The organism is Marinicella gelatinilytica (genome assembly GCF_026410405.1).
Taxonomy (GTDB): domain Bacteria; phylum Pseudomonadota; class Gammaproteobacteria; order Xanthomonadales; family Marinicellaceae; genus Marinicella; species Marinicella gelatinilytica.
The window spans coordinates 82,609-98,589 of the sequence record NZ_JAPMLN010000014.1; the positions used below are offsets into that span (position 1 = coordinate 82,609).

Annotated in this window: 15 protein-coding genes and 1 pseudogene; 8 read left to right on the forward strand and 8 right to left on the reverse strand. The window is 42.0% G+C overall.

What is annotated here, in order from left to right; translation table 11 throughout:
• Positions 1-46: 46 nt before the first annotated feature.
• Complete coding sequence (locus OS173_RS09905; protein WP_267184124.1) at positions 47-289, forward strand: DUF6868 family protein; 243 nt, start codon at positions 47-49, stop codon at positions 287-289.
• On the forward strand, positions 277-1,218 hold the full coding sequence (locus OS173_RS09910; protein ID WP_267184125.1) for an FkbM family methyltransferase: 942 nt from the start codon (positions 277-279) through the stop codon (positions 1,216-1,218). Before OS173_RS09905 ends, OS173_RS09910 begins: the two co-directional genes overlap by 13 nt.
• Positions 1,219-1,255: 37 nt before the next feature.
• On the opposite strand, the gene bioC is transcribed toward OS173_RS09910, so the two are convergent.
• Positions 1,256-2,086, reverse strand: coding sequence for a malonyl-ACP O-methyltransferase BioC (gene bioC / locus OS173_RS09915; RefSeq protein WP_267184126.1), 831 nt, complete (start codon positions 2,084-2,086; stop codon positions 1,256-1,258).
• On the reverse strand, positions 2,083-2,829 hold the full coding sequence (bioH, locus tag OS173_RS09920) for a pimeloyl-ACP methyl ester esterase BioH (protein ID WP_267184127.1): 747 nt from the start codon (positions 2,827-2,829) through the stop codon (positions 2,083-2,085). The genes bioC and bioH overlap by 4 nt, the downstream gene beginning before the upstream one ends.
• 124 nt (positions 2,830-2,953) lie before the next feature.
• On the opposite strand from bioH, the gene msrA reads away from it, so the two are divergent.
• Together msrA and OS173_RS09930 are read left to right on the forward strand one after the other, a co-directional pair.
• Positions 2,954-3,454 (forward strand): peptide-methionine (S)-S-oxide reductase MsrA, encoded by a 501-nt coding sequence (gene msrA, locus OS173_RS09925; RefSeq protein WP_267184203.1) that lies wholly within the window; start codon positions 2,954-2,956, stop codon positions 3,452-3,454.
• 160 nt (positions 3,455-3,614) lie between these two features.
• The gene (locus tag OS173_RS09930; protein ID WP_267184128.1) at positions 3,615-4,508 is read left to right on the forward strand and encodes a restriction endonuclease; all 894 of its coding nucleotides are present in this window, start codon (positions 3,615-3,617) and stop codon (positions 4,506-4,508) included.
• A 5-nt stretch (positions 4,509-4,513) separates the two neighbouring features.
• Here OS173_RS09930 and OS173_RS09935 read toward each other — a convergent pair whose 3' ends face one another.
• The 4 genes from OS173_RS09935 to OS173_RS09950 all read right to left on the reverse strand — a co-directional run bounded on the left by OS173_RS09935 (position 4,514) and on the right by OS173_RS09950 (position 7,546).
• The gene (locus tag OS173_RS09935) at positions 4,514-5,677 is read right to left on the reverse strand and encodes an aminotransferase class I/II-fold pyridoxal phosphate-dependent enzyme (RefSeq protein ID WP_267184129.1); all 1,164 of its coding nucleotides are present in this window, start codon (positions 5,675-5,677) and stop codon (positions 4,514-4,516) included.
• Positions 5,678-5,682: 5 nt separating this feature from the next.
• Positions 5,683-6,648 (reverse strand): biotin synthase BioB, encoded by a 966-nt coding sequence (bioB, locus tag OS173_RS09940; RefSeq protein WP_267184130.1) that lies wholly within the window; start codon positions 6,646-6,648, stop codon positions 5,683-5,685.
• Positions 6,649-7,034: 386 nt separating this feature from the next.
• Complete coding sequence (locus tag OS173_RS09945) at positions 7,035-7,322, reverse strand: hypothetical protein (protein ID WP_267184131.1); 288 nt, start codon at positions 7,320-7,322, stop codon at positions 7,035-7,037.
• Complete coding sequence (locus tag OS173_RS09950; protein WP_267184132.1) at positions 7,322-7,546, reverse strand: helix-turn-helix transcriptional regulator; 225 nt, start codon at positions 7,544-7,546, stop codon at positions 7,322-7,324. The genes OS173_RS09945 and OS173_RS09950 overlap by 1 nt, the downstream gene beginning before the upstream one ends.
• A gap of 177 nt (positions 7,547-7,723) precedes the next feature.
• On the opposite strand from OS173_RS09950, the pseudogene OS173_RS09955 reads away from it, so the two are divergent.
• A pseudogene (locus tag OS173_RS09955) lies at positions 7,724-8,692 on the forward strand (IS30 family transposase).
• Between the two features lie 53 nt (positions 8,693-8,745).
• On the opposite strand, the gene OS173_RS09960 reads toward OS173_RS09955, so the two are convergent.
• Positions 8,746-10,221, reverse strand: a complete 1,476-nt coding sequence (locus OS173_RS09960) for a PepSY-associated TM helix domain-containing protein (protein WP_267184133.1) — start codon at positions 10,219-10,221, stop codon at positions 8,746-8,748.
• The gene (locus tag OS173_RS09965; RefSeq protein ID WP_267184134.1) at positions 10,218-10,748 is read right to left on the reverse strand and encodes a hypothetical protein; all 531 of its coding nucleotides are present in this window, start codon (positions 10,746-10,748) and stop codon (positions 10,218-10,220) included. The genes OS173_RS09960 and OS173_RS09965 overlap by 4 nt, the downstream gene beginning before the upstream one ends.
• Before the next feature lie 241 nt (positions 10,749-10,989).
• Here OS173_RS09965 and OS173_RS09970 point away from each other — a divergent pair, with 241 nt between their 5' ends.
• From OS173_RS09970 to OS173_RS09980, 3 genes are all read left to right on the forward strand, one after another.
• Positions 10,990-13,176, forward strand: coding sequence for a TonB-dependent receptor (locus tag OS173_RS09970; protein ID WP_267184135.1), 2,187 nt, complete (start codon positions 10,990-10,992; stop codon positions 13,174-13,176).
• 158 nt (positions 13,177-13,334) lie between these two features.
• The gene (locus tag OS173_RS09975; RefSeq protein WP_267184136.1) at positions 13,335-14,129 is read left to right on the forward strand and encodes a TerC family protein; all 795 of its coding nucleotides are present in this window, start codon (positions 13,335-13,337) and stop codon (positions 14,127-14,129) included.
• Positions 14,129-15,976 (forward strand): cation:proton antiporter, encoded by a 1,848-nt coding sequence (locus OS173_RS09980; protein WP_267184137.1) that lies wholly within the window; start codon positions 14,129-14,131, stop codon positions 15,974-15,976. Before OS173_RS09975 ends, OS173_RS09980 begins: the two co-directional genes overlap by 1 nt.
• Positions 15,977-15,981 lie beyond the last annotated feature (5 nt).

The following is a 15,981-nucleotide window of genomic DNA, read 5'->3' on the forward strand; positions in this document are numbered from 1 at the left end:
ATACTAAACAACAATCGGTTATAATAATGATTGATTTCTAAACGAGATGATGATGTTTGATTGGCAGGCTTTTTTGGGTTGGAATGTGATTGTCCATTTTGGTTTATTAATGTTGGCAACCTTAATGGTGGCCGGTGCCACGGATTGGGTCATACGCATTCATCAAAAAATGTTTGATCTGCCGCGAGAGCGTTTATTATTGTCTTATTGGTATTTTTTGGCCTTTTATAAGGTGCTTATCTGGGCCTTGTTTTTAGGTCCTTATGTGGTGATTAGATGGTTGATGTAGATCAGATAATGAGCCATCATTTTGGGCACTTTGCACCGGATGAGGTGACCGCCGGGCGCATTGCCTGGTGCCGTAAATTACCGACCAATTGGTTGGGTAAGCAATTGGCTCAGTGGCAACGAAAGCGAGTGATCAGGGATTTGGACGGGCCGCTTGATTTAAGACTGGATGGCATTAAGTTACGGGTATTCTTAGTGGATAATGTCTCAGAGCGCAGTTTTGTGTTTATGCCGTGGCGGTTTGATGCCATAGAGCGGGATTTAATGTTAAAACTATTACCAAAGGATGGGGTGATGGTGGATATCGGTGCCAATGCCGGCATTTATAGCTGTTTAGCGGCAAAGAAATTAGGTCAATCGGGGGTGGTGGTGGCGGTTGAACCGAATCCGGCGATGGTGACACGTTTACGGTTTAATCTCGAAGCGACGCTGGCCGATTGTGTCAACAAACCACGGCTAGAAATCCAACCAATCGCAATCAGTGATGACAATGGTTCGATGCCTTTTTACATCAACCGTAAAAATTTAGGTGCGTCATCTCTGACCGATACGCGACAGGGCGACAGGATTGACGTGGAAAGTCGGCCCTTACTGGATCTGATTAAAGACTTAAAGTTATCCCGAATCCATGTCCTGAAGTGCGATATTGAAGGCAGTGAAGATCGGGCCTTGGTACCGTTTTTTACCGATGCACCGAATCATTTGTTGCCCGGCTGTGTGATTATTGAGCACAATGCCAATCAGTGGCAACAGCCCTTGTTAGAAGTGATTAAACAGCGCGGTTATGTAGAAAGTCATCGCACCCGTATGAATGTGGTGTTGCAACAACGGCGACAGATAAAACTCAGTGAAACAGAACAAACCGTTCGACAGGCGGCAAAAAACAGCAGTGTCGCCGGTTTAGCTTACCACGAAAAATTTAGAGATTAGCCCGAATATTTTATACTGGTTACATAAAATATGTGGATTAGTCCTTAATGCGTAGCGGCAGACCTTTGTCTTCACCGGATTTTTTTGCCCGTAAATACACCAGTTCAAAGGTGGCGGGATAAAGACCGTCATCGGTGCGGAACTGTTCATAGTGTTTCGCCAATTCCTTTAATGTGCGTGGTGAGGTCAGGCCTTTACTGCGTTTGTCATCGGTATTATGAGCGCCAATATTTTTCAGGTCCTTCATGACATCAATTACCGAAGCGTAGGTCATGGTAATTAATTCTGAATCGGCAATAACATCATCATAAGATTGACGCAGGGCTAAATCAGCCAATTCATTGGCGGGTAAAAAATGATTAACATGCGGCTTGTCATCAATCTGCGACCAAGCATAGCGCAGTTCATGCAAAGTGTGTTGCCCCATGGTGGTGAGATGTACCAGACCGCCGGGTTTTAAGGCACGTTTAATTTCACGTAAGACGGTTTGTTCATCGCACCACTGCAGCATCAGATTAGAAAACAATAAATCGATACTGCCGGCATGGACATCAATGGCATGGGCATCGGTTTGACGGGTTTCGACTTGTTTATGCGGTTTAATTTGTCGCAGCATATCAGCACTGAAATCAGCGGCAATAATTGTGCTGTCGGGAAAGCGTTTGAGTAAAGGTTCAATCGCCCAACCGGTGCCACAACCCAAATCAAGAATGGTTTCAGGAAGAAAAGCTTGATGAGATTCAAAGGCATCAAAATCCACACGATCTAAAAGACGCGCCAAGGCTTCTTTTTGTAAAACAGCGTGTTTTTCATAGTGTTTGGCTGCTTTACTAAAAGCCGCTTTAATTTGGTGGTGCTCTAAACTCATAAAAATTCTCGAATGACTGTCGACATGTCATCGGCGTGTTGTAAAAAAGGCGCATGACCGCCCCGGAATAAGTGAAATTGACCGTTTGCCAACTGTGCGGCATGACGCATGGCGTCAGGGTGAACTATGCGGTCGCGCCGTCCACTGAGCCAAAGTGAGGGCATTTCAAGGTTTTTCAATGCCTGACTTAAGTCCATGTTCTGTAATAATTTCAGGCCGTTAATCAGCGAGGCTTTTTGCGGTAGGGGTTGTTGAAAAACAATTTCTTTTAATTGCTTTAAATGTTGCTGTTGATTGCGTACTCCCATGACTTCCAACGTCAAAAAGCGGTCAATGGTGGCCTCAACATCTTGTTGTAAACCGGCTTGAAAGGCTTGCACAGTTTTTTCCGGCATACCATGTGGCCAGTGTGAGCTTGCCTGGAAACACGGTGTGGCGCAAACCATCACCAATGCATGGACTTGTTGTGGTTGCTGAAGGGCTTGATTGAGGGCAATTAAACCGCCCATCGACCAACCGAGCCAAATGCCTGCAGGTAATTCTTTAAAATCAGCCACTAAATCACTTGATTGGTCAGGCAGGTGTTGATTTTGATTTTGACCATGGCCCGGCAAATCAATGAGATTCAATGTGAAGTCATTTGATAAATGAGTCGCCCAGGTGCTAAAAATACCGGCATGCATGCCCCAGCCATGCAGCATATTAATGACCGGGCCCTGGCCAAGGGTTTTAATTATTTTCATAAACTGGCGCTGTTGTATTCAATGGCCAGCATTGTATCGGAAACCACTTTAGACTGAAATTTGTCTCTTGATTATTTCATTATTAACACCCAAAATTAAGTCTTGGACTTTTGAGAATATGACCATGACACAAGAACGCATTATTTTAGCCGGTGGCTGCTTTTGGGGTATGCAGGATTTATTTAGAAAACAACCCGGTGTGGTATCAACACGGGTAGGTTACAGTGGTGGCGAAGTGGCCAACGCCACCTATCGAAATCATGGTAATCACGCTGAAGCCATCGAAATTATTATTGATAGAGATAAGACCAGCTTTAAAGACATGTTGCGGTTTTTCTTTCAAATTCATGACCCCACCACAGAAAATCGCCAAGGTAACGACATCGGCGCAAGCTATCGTTCGGCAATTTTCTATACCTCGGATGACCAAAAAGAGATTGCCGAAAAGGTTATTGAAAAGGCCAATGATTCAGGTTTCTGGAACAATGAAGTGGTCACAGAATTAGTACCTGCCGGTGACTTCTGGGAAGCGGAACCCGAGCACCAGGATTATTTAGAGCGCTATCCCGATGGCTACACCTGTCACTTTGTGCGTAATGAGTGGCAATTACCGGAAGATTTGTAAAGGGTTCATCAACTTAATTAAGTGAAGTCTTGAGTTAACTGCGGATTACTTTTAAATATCTGTTAAGCCCTAATAAGATCCAGTGTGAGTCGCTTATATTTAAGATAGCTTCATGTAATGAATTTGTTTAGAATAAACAAATCTAAAGCACGGTAATCAAATGGCTATACCTGACTATGAAACACTAATGTTACCAATTTTAAGCTTTCTGGAAGACAAGAATGTAAAAAGAACCAGAGATATTATCAATCATATAATTTTAAAATTTAATATTACCGAAGAAGAAAGCAAAGAGTTGATACCAAGTGGTCGCGCTAAATTAATTGATAATCGTGTGGGCTGGGCATGCACGTATTTACGTAAGTTCGGTCTTATTACATCTCCTAATCGAGGTCAAAATGTTATCAGTCAAGAAGGTTTATTTATATTGTCTGATAATCATAAAAAATTAAGTCATAAGAAATTAAAGAAGCTTTTTCCTTTAGTAGATACTGAAAGAGATGGGAGTGATCAGGTCTCTAACAAAGATCTGGCAGAAAAAACACCAGAAGAAATTATTGGTCTTCAGCATAAAGAAATTAATGAAGCATTAGCAAAAGAAATTATCGATCAAGTTATTCAAATTGATCCTAATCAGTTTGAGCAATTAGTTGTCGATTTATTGTTGGCCATGGGGTATGGAGGAACCGTTGAGGATGCTGGTAAATCTGTTGGCCAATCTAATGATGGAGGAATAGATGGACTTATTAAAGAAGACGTCCTTGGCTTAGATACGATTTATATTCAGGCTAAACGATGGCAGGGGATAGTTCCAATTAAAGAAATAAGAGATTTTGCAGGTGCGCTTCTATCAAAACGATCCAATAAAGGTGTTTTTATTACAACAAGTGATTATCCTAAATCTGCACATGAATTTGTTGCAACCATTGATCGCAAAATAATTTTAATCAATGGTGCAAAGCTTGCAAATTTTATGATTAAGTTTGATTTAGGGGTTAGTACTAAGGATATCATTACAATAAAAGAAATTGATTCAGATTATTATAATTTTTAAATTTGTCAATAATTTCGAATTAAACATTGCACCAATAAATCGATGTCTTCGATTTCTAAGGCGTGATGGAGCGTAAATCGCAATCTTGATTGGTTTTTGGGTACCGTGGGTGGTCGAATGGCGGCGGCGAAAATACCTCGGGACTTCAGATAATTAGCCGTTTCTAAGGCGGCGGATTCCGTGTTGAGAATAAACGGTTGGATGGGTGTTTCACTGTCGCTGAGACTATCGGCAATACCGTATTCCTGGCATTGTTGCTGTAAACGTTCGATTAACTCCAGTAATTTTTCACGTCGCCAGGGTTCGGATTGAATCAGTTCTAAGGCTTTTAAACTGGCGGCGGACACCGGTGTCGGCATGGCGGTATTAAAGCGATAGCTTCTGGCTTTTTGCAGAATGGTTTCGATTAATTCATCATCACCCACCACAAAAGCCCCGGCACTACCGAAGGCTTTGCCAAAGGTGCCGGATAGAAGTGGTATCTGGCTCTGGCCTAAGCCTTGATGTTCTACTATCCCGCCACCTTTGTCACCCAGTACGCCGATACCATGAGCATCATCCACCCATAATAAGGCATTAAACATATCAGCACTTAAGGCTGTGGCGGATAAGTCCGGACTGTCACCATCCATACTAAATACACCCTCAGTGGCCCATAAAATGGTATTTTTTGGGTGTTCTTCATGGAATCTTTGGCCATGCTTTTCGACTTTTTCATGGGCTAAGTGTGGATAGCGCTTTAATTGAGCGCCGGCCAATTGAGCGGCATCAAGCAAAGAAGCGTGGTTAAGTTTGTCCTGGATAAATAAATCATGACGATTTAGTAACGCACCGGCAATGCCTAAATTGGCCAGATAACCCGATGAGAACAGCAAGCAGCGTGGATATCCTAAAAATTCAGCCAGGGCAAATTCCAGTTCCTGATGAACCGATGTGTAACCGGATAACAGCGGTGAGCCGGTGGCGCCAAAGCCAAACCTGACGGCGGCTTCATGGGCCGCTAAAATCACTTCCGGGTGATTGGCCAATCCCAGATAATCATTGCTGTTAAAGTTAAGTAACTGTTCACCATTAATACTGACATAACGACCTGCTTGGCTGGTTCTCAGTGACCGCCGACGGAACAAATTCTGTTTTTTTAAGCGATTTAATTCAGATTGTCGAGACATAGCGCTTAGTGACGTTTCGGCATGGGTTTAATACCGAGTTTTTGGAACAGAGCCATGTCTTTGTTTTCTTCCGGGTTCTGAGTAGTGAGTAATTTTTCGCCATAGAATATCGAATTGGCACCGGCCAGGAAGCACATCGCTTGTACGGCTTCAGACATCTCATTCCGCCCGGCAGACAAACGCACCATGGATTTTGGCATCATAATCCGCGCCACCGCAATGGTGCGCACAAAATCCAAGTCATCAATTTTTTCAATGCCATGCAGCGGTGTGCCTTTAACTTGCACCAACGCATTAATCGGCACGCTACCCGGGTGCTGGTCCAAATTAGCCAAAGCCATCAGCATACCGGCTCGGTCCTGTTGTGTTTCTCCCATACCGACAATGCCACCGGAGCAGACATTAATACCCGACTGCTGCACGTTCTTCAGGGTATCCATGCGCATCTCAAACTTTCGGGTGGTGATGATTTTTTCATAAAAAGATTCAGAGCTGTCGATGTTATGGTTGTAATAATCCAATCCGGCATTGGCCAGTTTTTGGGACTGTTGTTCATTCAACATACCCAAAGTCAGACAGGTTTCCATGCCCAGGGCTTTCACGCCTTTCACCATATCAATCACCTGATCTAAATCGCGGTCCTTGGGTGAACGCCAGGCGGCGCCCATACAAAAACGGGTGGCACCTTGTTGCTTCGCCGCCGCGGCTTGTTCGACAACGCTATCAACTGCCATAAGCGGTTCTTTTTCGACACCCGTGTCATACCGTACTGACTGTGGACAATAACTACAATCTTCAGGACAAGCACCGGTTTTAATACTGAGTAAGGTGCTGATTTGTACCTCGTTGGCGTCGAAATAATGGCGGTGGATTTGTTGCGCTTGATACATCAAGTCATTGAAAGGCGTCGAAAACAACGTGTCCACTTCTTCTTGGGTCCAATCATGACGGATTGGTGAGGCTTGGTTCATAATGTGCAGGTGTATTAAGAATAAAGCAGTATGCTTTTTTGACTGGCAATAGTCAATAAACAGGCGTTTGAAATTATTGCGGGTCTAGTAAATTTAAATTTATAGTCATTAAAACTGTTAAGAATAGGTTGATACCCCGTCCTTTGAGTAAGCTAATTAAATATTAGATCACATCCGGACGGTAGGTAGCTTTAACTTAAGCATACCCGTGGTGCATTTGGAGTAAATTGTGCTATTTTTGGCATCGGATAGCAGTTAAAAGCCGTAAAAATGAACAACTTTTATGGTCATCTTGCGTGTTTTAATCTAAAAGATCAGCTTTTCTGGCCAAAAACTTACATAAATTTGATTAAATTCCGGTAAAAATTTCCTAAATGCACCACGGGTTAAGCATGTTTTTTCAAATAAGTTATTGAAAATGCGTTAATTAAAATTAATAAGGAAAATGTTACCACAATGATCACTTTCAAAACTTCAGCAGATACATCTAAAAACCCCACGATTAAGCATAATATTGAATAAGCCAAGAATAAAAAACTCATCGTGGTATGTGAAGCTTGGGATAGAATGGCTTTCCCTCTTTCATCGACGCCTTCCTCTTTAGAAAAGATAATGTACTTACCTGCTCCCCAAGCAGATAAAATGACGGAAATTACAATAAATAGATTTAACATTAGCTGTCTCCTTTATTCTCATAAGTAAAAATTTCTTCAATTTTTTTGTTAAATAATAAAGCAATTTCAAAAGCCAGTTTTAAAGATGGATTGTATTTATTTGATTCAAGTGAATGAACCGTTTGTCTGGTGACGTTAATTTGCTCCGCAATATATTTTTGTGTCCAACGTTTTTCAGCTCTAAGGATGTAAATATTATTCAATATATCCCTTTCTTTTTTCATTGCTTACCTCTTTTCAATAAAAATGCAATAAATATATTACATATGCAAAGTATGTATTACATAAGCTATCTTTGTCAACTTTAAAGTTACCTGAATTCGGATAATAAGTGCAATTTCCTGAGAAGGTCGGTTAACTAATATAGTTACTGATTTTTCTCACCAAAAGGAAAATGCAATATGAGCTATAAACAGTTAACCGAATTAGAACGATATCAGGTTTACAGACTAAAGAAAATGGGTTTTAAGCAAAAGATTATAGCCAAAGAGCTTGGCCGATCACCTTCGACTATTTCTCGTGAGATATCCCGCAATACTGGCAAAAAGAATTACCGGCCGAAGCAAGCCCAACGAATGACTGAAAACCGTCGTAAGAACGCCCATAAAGCCATTAAAATAACAGAGTAAGTTAAACATTGGATTATCACACTTCTGTATCATGACTTGAGCCCGGAACAAATCACCATTTATCTTAAAAAGAACAACGGTGTCTCATTGCATCATGAAACGATATACCAGCTTATTTATGCTGACAAGAAAGCAGGAGGTGCTTTATATAAGCAATTAAGGGTTGCCAGTAAAAAATACCGCAGGCGTTACGGCAGTTATGATAAACGCGGTAAAATCAAGAACAGGGTCAGTATTGACGATAGACCAGCTGTGGTTGATAAGAAAACCAGAGTTGGTGATTGGGAAGGTGATACAATCATTGGCAAAGGTCGTCAAAGCGCTTTACTCACCTTGGTTGAAAGAAAGACCTTGTACACCATGATTTTCCGGTTAACCGGAAAACAAGCCTCATTATTGGCAGAGGTGGCCATTGAAGGTATGGTGCATTTGGTTGACCAAATACTGACAATCACATTGGATAACGGCTTGGAATTTGCAGCACATGAATTGATAGCTGAGGGACTAAAGGCTGATATTTATTTTGCCCACCCGTATAGTTCCTGGGAACGTGGTATCAATGAAAACATCAATGGATTAATCAGGCAATATTTTCCAAAGGGAACCGACTTCAATCAAGTCACAGATAAACAAATAGAACACGTGATGGATCGCCTGAATAACAGGCCACGAAAAACCAGAGGTGGGAAATCACCAAATGAATTATTTATGGGGCAGCAAGTCGATTTACTTGCTGCATAATTAAATTGCACTTATTACTTGAATCCAAGTTAAATAAAACTCCGGGACAGACATTAAGACTTAAAGGTTGTTTTAACCGGTTTTTTGAGAAAGGCGAATAAAACAGCGGTCACTATTAAAATCAGGTTAAAACCGTTAAACCAACTCAGTAAAGCATAATCGTAGTGTATTAAATGGCTAAGGACGCTGACAATGATGACGGCTAACGTGGCGAATCTCAGGTATTTAACCCATTTTATTAAGCGCTGTTGCTGTTGCGGGTGGCTTGGGTTAGCGACAAAAAACCAAGCGGCAATCAATAGGTAGCTTACCCAGAAGCTCAAGGTCACGGTTGTGCCGAAAAGGATTGACGTTAATAAAGCCAGACTGAAGCTTAAGGGCGCGCCCCAGATAATGCCCTGCCATAGTGCGTACCAGCGGTTCAAACGATGTCGCTTAATAAACCAGAGATTGACACCGGTGGCCACCATAATTGTCATGGCAATGCCTAAGAAAAAGTAAAGAACTTTGATGGCAAAGGGTCCGAATTGTCCGAAATGCAGCCGATAACTGGAATAAGCCACTTGCCGACCCCAGTCGCCGTCTGACATGTGTTTGGAGTCGATGTAGTCGCCGTTGTTGTGGAAACGAAATACTTCTGAGTAAACTAAACGTTCCGGCATGTGTAAATTGACTTCAATATATTGTCCGGTGCTGCCACCGTTTTTAAGGGTTACGAACATTAAGTCAGCTTCGGGATATTGATTTTTGAGCTGATTTATCATCGGTTGTAATTGTACAGGCTCGGTTGGTCTTTCTATATCAAGCTGTGCCGGAAATATGGTATCAACAATCTCACCAGAACTGGTGTCTTTATCCAGTAAATCATAACCAAAAACAGTGATACTAAATAAACCGATGTAAGCACCGGTTAAACAGACAATAAAAAAGAAAGGCAGGCTCCAGACACTTAAACGGTTGTGAATATCGGTTTGTTCCAGTTGACGACTACCGCCCCAGCGCAACTTAAAAGCATCTTTGAATAAGCCCGGGTGGGCTAAAATACCTGAGATCATCAGGCCCAGCATCATCGCCCCCAACAAGCCCACCAATATAATACCGATGGTGCTGGGCAGGTGCAGATAAATATGCAAATCACTGAGCATGTCGGTCCAAGGTGTGTGCATATCAACACCACGGCTGCCGTCTTTATTCAGGTAATAGCCGCCACTGCGGTTGCTGACATGTGCCCGCGGGATGACGTCCGAGGGTGGTGCAAAGTAGAGTGTTTTAGGCAGTGTCTCCTGGTTGTTGATTGCGCGATTAATTGCATTATTGATGGCGGTTTCTAACTGTTGAATATCAACTTGGGCGGATTCGGTAACCGTTGGCTGCTCCCAACGTTCTGTTTCTTGAAAAAACACCACCAGGGCGCCGCTTAAGCAAACCAGATAGAGGAATACCGAAAAAAACAAACCCAGCCAGGCATGACTGCGCAGTGATTTTTTAACCACATGTTTTGAAGTTGTGAGTGATTTCTTTAAGTTCATTGTAGCCCCCAAATACTTAAACAGCTGATACTAATTAAAATAACACTGGTTCGACTCAAATGGGAAGTGGCCGTTAACCAGACGGCAATCAGGCCCCACAACAAAGGCACCAACATAATCATCACAACCAATCGATTCAAAGCTAACAGCGGCAATAGGTATGTGATTGCAGCGGACAGAATAATGGCCATCGCCAATGCCAAAGGACCCGCCATAATAACCATAAAAAGTTTATACCAAACAGAAGCGGTGGATTGGTAAGGATGTGTGCGTTTTGGGGACTTTTCTGGTTTACGGGTGCTGTTTACATATATCCATAGATAAGCAGGGAGCGTGATTAAAAATAAGCTGAAAAAAAGTGCATATTCAAATCCGTTAGCCCAATTAAAGAGATAAAAAGAAGTGGCGAATAACAGTACAATGAGTAAACGTAAGGGCCATTTTCGGCTTGTCTTTTGGCTGAAATAACCAATACCCGGTGTCGCGGCCAGTAGTAAAAAGGCTATGGTCGTTAAGATAGCAGGCATAAAGATGGATTGTATAAAGGCTAAGAAGAATCGGTATATTAGGACAAATGATAATCATTATCAATCATTTAAGAAGACTTTTAGGGTGATTTTAATGCGCTAATAAAATAAAAATACCATTGAAATAGGAATCATTATCGTTATAATTCGCATCTATCTTCTGTTTGAGTGAATGTCCACCCATTATCTAACGGGGTTTCTCAACGAACAGTTCTCACATGACTCAAAAAAAGAAATTATAATGATGAATATAAAATATTTTAGTGTCCATATTTTGTTAGCAACGACCTGTCTTTTTATGGCAGATGTAAAAGCACAAACTGAAAACAACACGTCCGAAAACATGGCCATGGATGAAATGGTGGTTATCGGCTCCAGAACACCCACAGAAATCAGCCAAATTCCGGGTACTGTTTGGGTTATTGATACCGCTGAAATCCAACAGCAAGCGGATTCTGGCGCTGATTTAAAAACCGCTTTGGGCCGTCTGGTACCGGGTTTGGATTTAGCGCCTCAAGGCCGCACCAATTTTGGTCAAAATTTACGCGGCAGAAGTGTGCAAGTATTGATTGATGGTGTTTCCATGAATGGCTCTCGCGGTTTATCGCGACAATTTGATGCCATCGACTTATTTAATATCGCCCGCATTGAAGTGTTATCCGGTGCCAGTAGTTTATATGGCGGCAGCGCCACCGGTGGCATTATTAATATTATTACTAAGTCAGGTGATGGCGGGGATTTAAGTTTTGAAACACAAGCACAATTAAAATCCGGCTTTAACAGCAGCGATGATTTACAAAAACAATTGGCGCAATCAATCAGTGGTGGTAATGAAAATGCCCAAGCAAGGCTGGGTATTTCGGTCACCGACAACGACCGTTTTTATGACGGCAGTGGTAACGAAATATTCCCTGATATTACGCAAACAGATTTACAGGACAATCGCATGGTTGATGTGTTGGGTCGTTTACGTGTTAATCTGACAGAGACTCAGACCTTGGATTTTGGCGGCCAATTTTATCGCTCAGGATTTAAAGGAGATCGTGATGTTTTCTTTCCCGGCATTGCCGATAACCCTGTGGCTAATTTGAATGGTGCTGAAATTCGTGATGGTTTTGATTCAGATCGGGAGCCGGCGACAGACCGTGAATTATTTAATATCCAATACCATAACAGTAATCTATGGAATCAGGATTTTTACCTGCAGGCTTTTTATCGCAATGAATCATCGGCCTTTCATGCTTTTCCATATCCCTTTTTATTGGCAGCGGAACAACGTTTTGCCATTCAATTCGCCGCATCTGAGCAAAATACACGTCAAACAGGTCTCAAAGCATTGTTTGATAAACGCATCAATGACCGGTTTAGAATCAGTTATGGGCTGGATTTTGAACGGGAGCAATTTAATGCCAACCAGATGTTTTTTGATTTTCGACAAAGTGATGCCAGCGGTGGTTTAGTGCAACGTCAAAACAACATAGAAGATCGTTACCCGACCTATGATGTCGATGGTCTGGCAGGCTATGTGCAAAGTGATTGGCAAATCACCGATGCCTTTAAATTGACCGGAGGTTTGCGTTATCAGCACACTGATGTCTCAGTGAATGATTTTATTAAATATGGTTATTCCGGTTTTGACGAAACTCGAATCGGTGAGTTGGTGCCCGGTGGCAGTAATGATTATGATTCCACTTTAATAAACCTCAGTGGTTTATATGATTTTGGACGTCATCAAACCTGGCTGCGTTTTTCACAAGGTTTTGAATTACCCGATCCGGCCAAATATTATGGTAAATCACCGGACATTAATGTCAATGATAATCCCTTAACCGCGATTAAAACCGATCAGGCTGAATTAGGCTGGCGCTATATGAATGATCGCATCTCAACCCAATGGGCTTTGTATTATGCTTGGTCCGATAAAGCGGTTGAAAATACCGATGATTTAGCAGTGATAGTGGTGGATGAGGATAAGCGTGATTTTGGATTAGAAGGGGCTTTTAACTACTATGCTGATCATGGTTTTGAATATGGTGGTACCATGCATTGGGTGCGTTCAGATCAAAAGAATGCCAATGATGAGTGGAAACGACAAGATGCCCGATATGCTTCAGTGTCATCATTAACGGCTTTTGCCGGATGGTCGGACAATAGTCATGAAGTACGAATACAAGGAAATCGCGCTTTTGATTTAAAAGATTCAGCCGGTCGCGACATAAATGGTCAGACAACGTTTGATTTAGTGGCGTCAAAAAACACAGGGTTTGGTCGTTTTACATTGGGTATTGAAAACCTATTGGATAACAGCTACTCAACCATTTGGGGCCAGCGTGCGGGTATGTTTTATGCATCCTACGGACCACCCTATTTATTTGACTTCCAAGGCCGAGGACGAACATTTGCTTTAAATTGGTCGTATAGTTACTAAGTAATTAACAATTAATTTCAAAGCCGTTACTCATATTGGGTGCGGCTTTTTTTTGTGTTTTGATAAAAATAAAAAAATGTCTGCTTATGACTCAGAGGTTCTATACAATATTGGTCTTGAAATGAATTTCGTTTTTAACAAGATTAAGAGGACAGGATATGGAAGGCTTATTGACCATTGATAATTTATTGACCTTGGGCATGTTAATCATGTTGCAAGCAGTTTTGGGGTTTGATAATTTACTTTATATTATTATTGAGTCCAAACGGGTTGAAGTGACACGACAATCCAAACTGCGTAAGACCGGTATTTGGCTTGCAGTGGTTTTCCGTTTGGTGTTGTTGTTTTTATTGCTCAAAATTCTCAGTTATTTTACTGAGCCTTTGTTTTCAATCGGCTGGCAAGGGGTGGTTGAGGGGACTTTTAATCTCAGGGCAGTGGTGGTGCTTTTGGGTGGAATTTTTATTATTTATACGGCCACCAAAGAAATTTTGCACATGCTTTATATGGAAGAACACATGCAGGAAAAAGACAAGCCACAATCCTCTTTTGCCAAAGCCCTGATTCTGATTGTCACCATGAATGTGGTGTTTTCCTTTGACTCGATTTTAAGCGCCATGGCCCTCACCGATAATTATATTGTGATGGCCACTGCGATTTTAATCGGCGCTTTGCTGATGGTGTGGTTGGCGGATACCATTGCTGACTTCTTACAGCGTAACCGAATGTTTGAGGTTCTGGGTTTATTTATTTTGTTAATTGTCGGGGTGATGTTATTGACCGAAGGTGGCCACATTGCCCATTTGAAATTCTTTGATCATGAGATTGTGCAGATGAATAAAGCCACCTTCTATTTTGTGATTGTGGTGTTGGTATTGACTGATATTGTGCAATCACGTTATTCGAAAAAATTAAATGCCATGAAAAAAGCCGCTCAAAAGGATGTTAGCTGATGGATAACTATTTATTGATTGCAATTGCCGCCATTGGTGTTTTAGGTTCTTTAGCGCATTGGCTATCCTGGTGGTTAAAGCTGCCTTCGATATTGTTTCTGTTGCTGATTGGTATTGTTTTAGGTGCGCCGGTGACCGGTTGGCTCAAGCCGGATCTGATATTTGGTGATCTGTTATTTACCATTGTGTCACTGTCGGTGGCGGTGATTCTATTTGAGGGTGCTTTAACCTTAAATTTTAGTCAGATTCGTGGGCTTGAAACAGTGGTTAGGCGCATGGTGACCATCGGTATGATTGTCACTTGGTTGGTCATTGCAGTGGCAACGCACTTATTGCTTGATTTAGACTGGTTGTTATCTTTGCTGTTTGGTTCCTTGGTGGTGGTGACCGGGCCGACAGTGATTGTGCCGATGCTGCGGATTTTAAATTTAGATAAACGCATTGCCAATGTACTGCGCTGGGAAGGCATCGTCATTGATCCGTTGGGCGCTTTACTGGCGGTGTTGGTGTTTAACTTTATTATTTCCTCTCAAAAAGGTGCCGAAGGTTTGCTGGGTGTGTTGTTTGATTTTGGCTGGATCATCATGGTTGGTGTCATTCTTGGTGGTTTAGCCGGTGAGCTCATGGCACAAATTTTGCGCCGACATTGGGTGCCTGATTATCTGCATAATGTGTTTACATTAACCTTGGTATTTGGTGTTTTTGCTGTTTCTGATGTTCTGGCACACGAATCGGGCTTATTAACCGTGACGGTGATGGGTATGTGGCTAGCCAACAGTAAGAATGTTGCGATTGAGGATATTTTAAACTTTAAAGAAAGTTTAACTTTGTTACTGATTGCCGGCTTGTTCATTATTTTGGCGGCACGCATGGACATTGAACCGTTAATTGAAATCGGTTGGTTGTCGTTGGTGTTGTTTTTGATTATTCAGTTTGTGGTGCGACCTTTAAAAATTGCTGTCTGTACTTGGGGATCTGATTTAAACTGGAAAGAACGGGTGATGTTGTCGTGGATTGCACCGCGCGGTATTGTGGCTGCTGCAGTTTCGGCTTTATTTGCTTTGCGACTTGAACAAGAAGGTTATGCAGAAGCACCATTGTTGGTGTCACTGACTTTTATGGTTATTATTGGTACGGTTGTGTTTCAGTCAGCAACCGCCGGCTGGTTATCAAAACGTTTGGGCGTGGCCAGTCCTGAAAGTAAAGGAATTTTAATTGTTGGTGGTAATCCGGTGGCTTTAGCGATTGCTGAAGCGCTGAATAAACAAGGTTTTGATTGTATGATTACGGATTCCCACTGGCGCTATATTAAAGAAGCCCGGATGCGGGACATTAAGTCTTATTGGGGCAATGTGGTCTCCGAGCATGCTGATCAACAATTAGATTTGATTGGCGTCGGCCGAATGCTGGCCATATCAATGAACCGAGAATTGAATTTATTGGCCGCCACCCGATATAAATCGGAATTTGGTGCGGCTAATATCTACGTTATCACCAATGAAGAAAAGCAAAAAGATGAACGCAAACACACCACCTCAAAAGGTGGAAAAGCGCAAACCTTGTTTTCGCGTCAAGTAACCTTTGCAAACTTAGCCAGCTATATTTCTCGTGGTGCACAAATTAAAACTACGTTGTTAACCGATGAGTTTGATATTGAAGCCTATTTGGCGAAGCATGGTGATAATGCCATTCCTTTGTTTGGTATCGCGCCGGATGGTATTGAGCTGAAAGTTTTTACCGGTGAGCGTGATTATGAGAAACTGAAAAGCGATTGGAAAGTCATGAGTTTAATTATTGAAGAAGACACCGATGACAAACGGATAGTTGATAAAAGTCAAAACTTCTAATCTCA

Bases quoted from the DNA above. Each gene is read 5' to 3' on its own strand.
- OS173_RS09980 (WP_267184137.1), top strand. From the start codon at position 14,129: ATGGATAACTATTTATTGATTGCAATTGCCGCCATTGGTGTTTTAGGT.
- bioC (WP_267184126.1), bottom strand. From the start codon at position 2,086: ATGAGTTTAGAGCACCACCAAATTAAAGCGGCTTTTAGTAAAGCAGCC.
- OS173_RS09935 (WP_267184129.1), bottom strand. From the start codon at position 5,677: ATGTCTCGACAATCTGAATTAAATCGCTTAAAAAAACAGAATTTGTTC.
- msrA (WP_267184203.1), top strand. From the start codon at position 2,954: ATGACACAAGAACGCATTATTTTAGCCGGTGGCTGCTTTTGGGGTATG.
- bioH (WP_267184127.1), bottom strand. From the start codon at position 2,829: ATGAAAATAATTAAAACCCTTGGCCAGGGCCCGGTCATTAATATGCTG.
- OS173_RS09930 (WP_267184128.1), top strand. From the start codon at position 3,615: ATGGCTATACCTGACTATGAAACACTAATGTTACCAATTTTAAGCTTT.
- OS173_RS09970 (WP_267184135.1), top strand. From the start codon at position 10,990: ATGATGAATATAAAATATTTTAGTGTCCATATTTTGTTAGCAACGACC.
- OS173_RS09945 (WP_267184131.1), bottom strand. From the start codon at position 7,322: ATGTTAAATCTATTTATTGTAATTTCCGTCATTTTATCTGCTTGGGGA.
- OS173_RS09950 (WP_267184132.1), bottom strand. From the start codon at position 7,546: ATGAAAAAAGAAAGGGATATATTGAATAATATTTACATCCTTAGAGCT.
- OS173_RS09910 (WP_267184125.1), top strand. From the start codon at position 277: ATGGTTGATGTAGATCAGATAATGAGCCATCATTTTGGGCACTTTGCA.
- OS173_RS09905 (WP_267184124.1), top strand. From the start codon at position 47: ATGATGATGTTTGATTGGCAGGCTTTTTTGGGTTGGAATGTGATTGTC.
- OS173_RS09975 (WP_267184136.1), top strand. From the start codon at position 13,335: ATGGAAGGCTTATTGACCATTGATAATTTATTGACCTTGGGCATGTTA.
- OS173_RS09965 (WP_267184134.1), bottom strand. From the start codon at position 10,748: ATGCCTGCTATCTTAACGACCATAGCCTTTTTACTACTGGCCGCGACA.
- OS173_RS09960 (WP_267184133.1), bottom strand. From the start codon at position 10,221: ATGAACTTAAAGAAATCACTCACAACTTCAAAACATGTGGTTAAAAAA.
- bioB (WP_267184130.1), bottom strand. From the start codon at position 6,648: ATGAACCAAGCCTCACCAATCCGTCATGATTGGACCCAAGAAGAAGTG.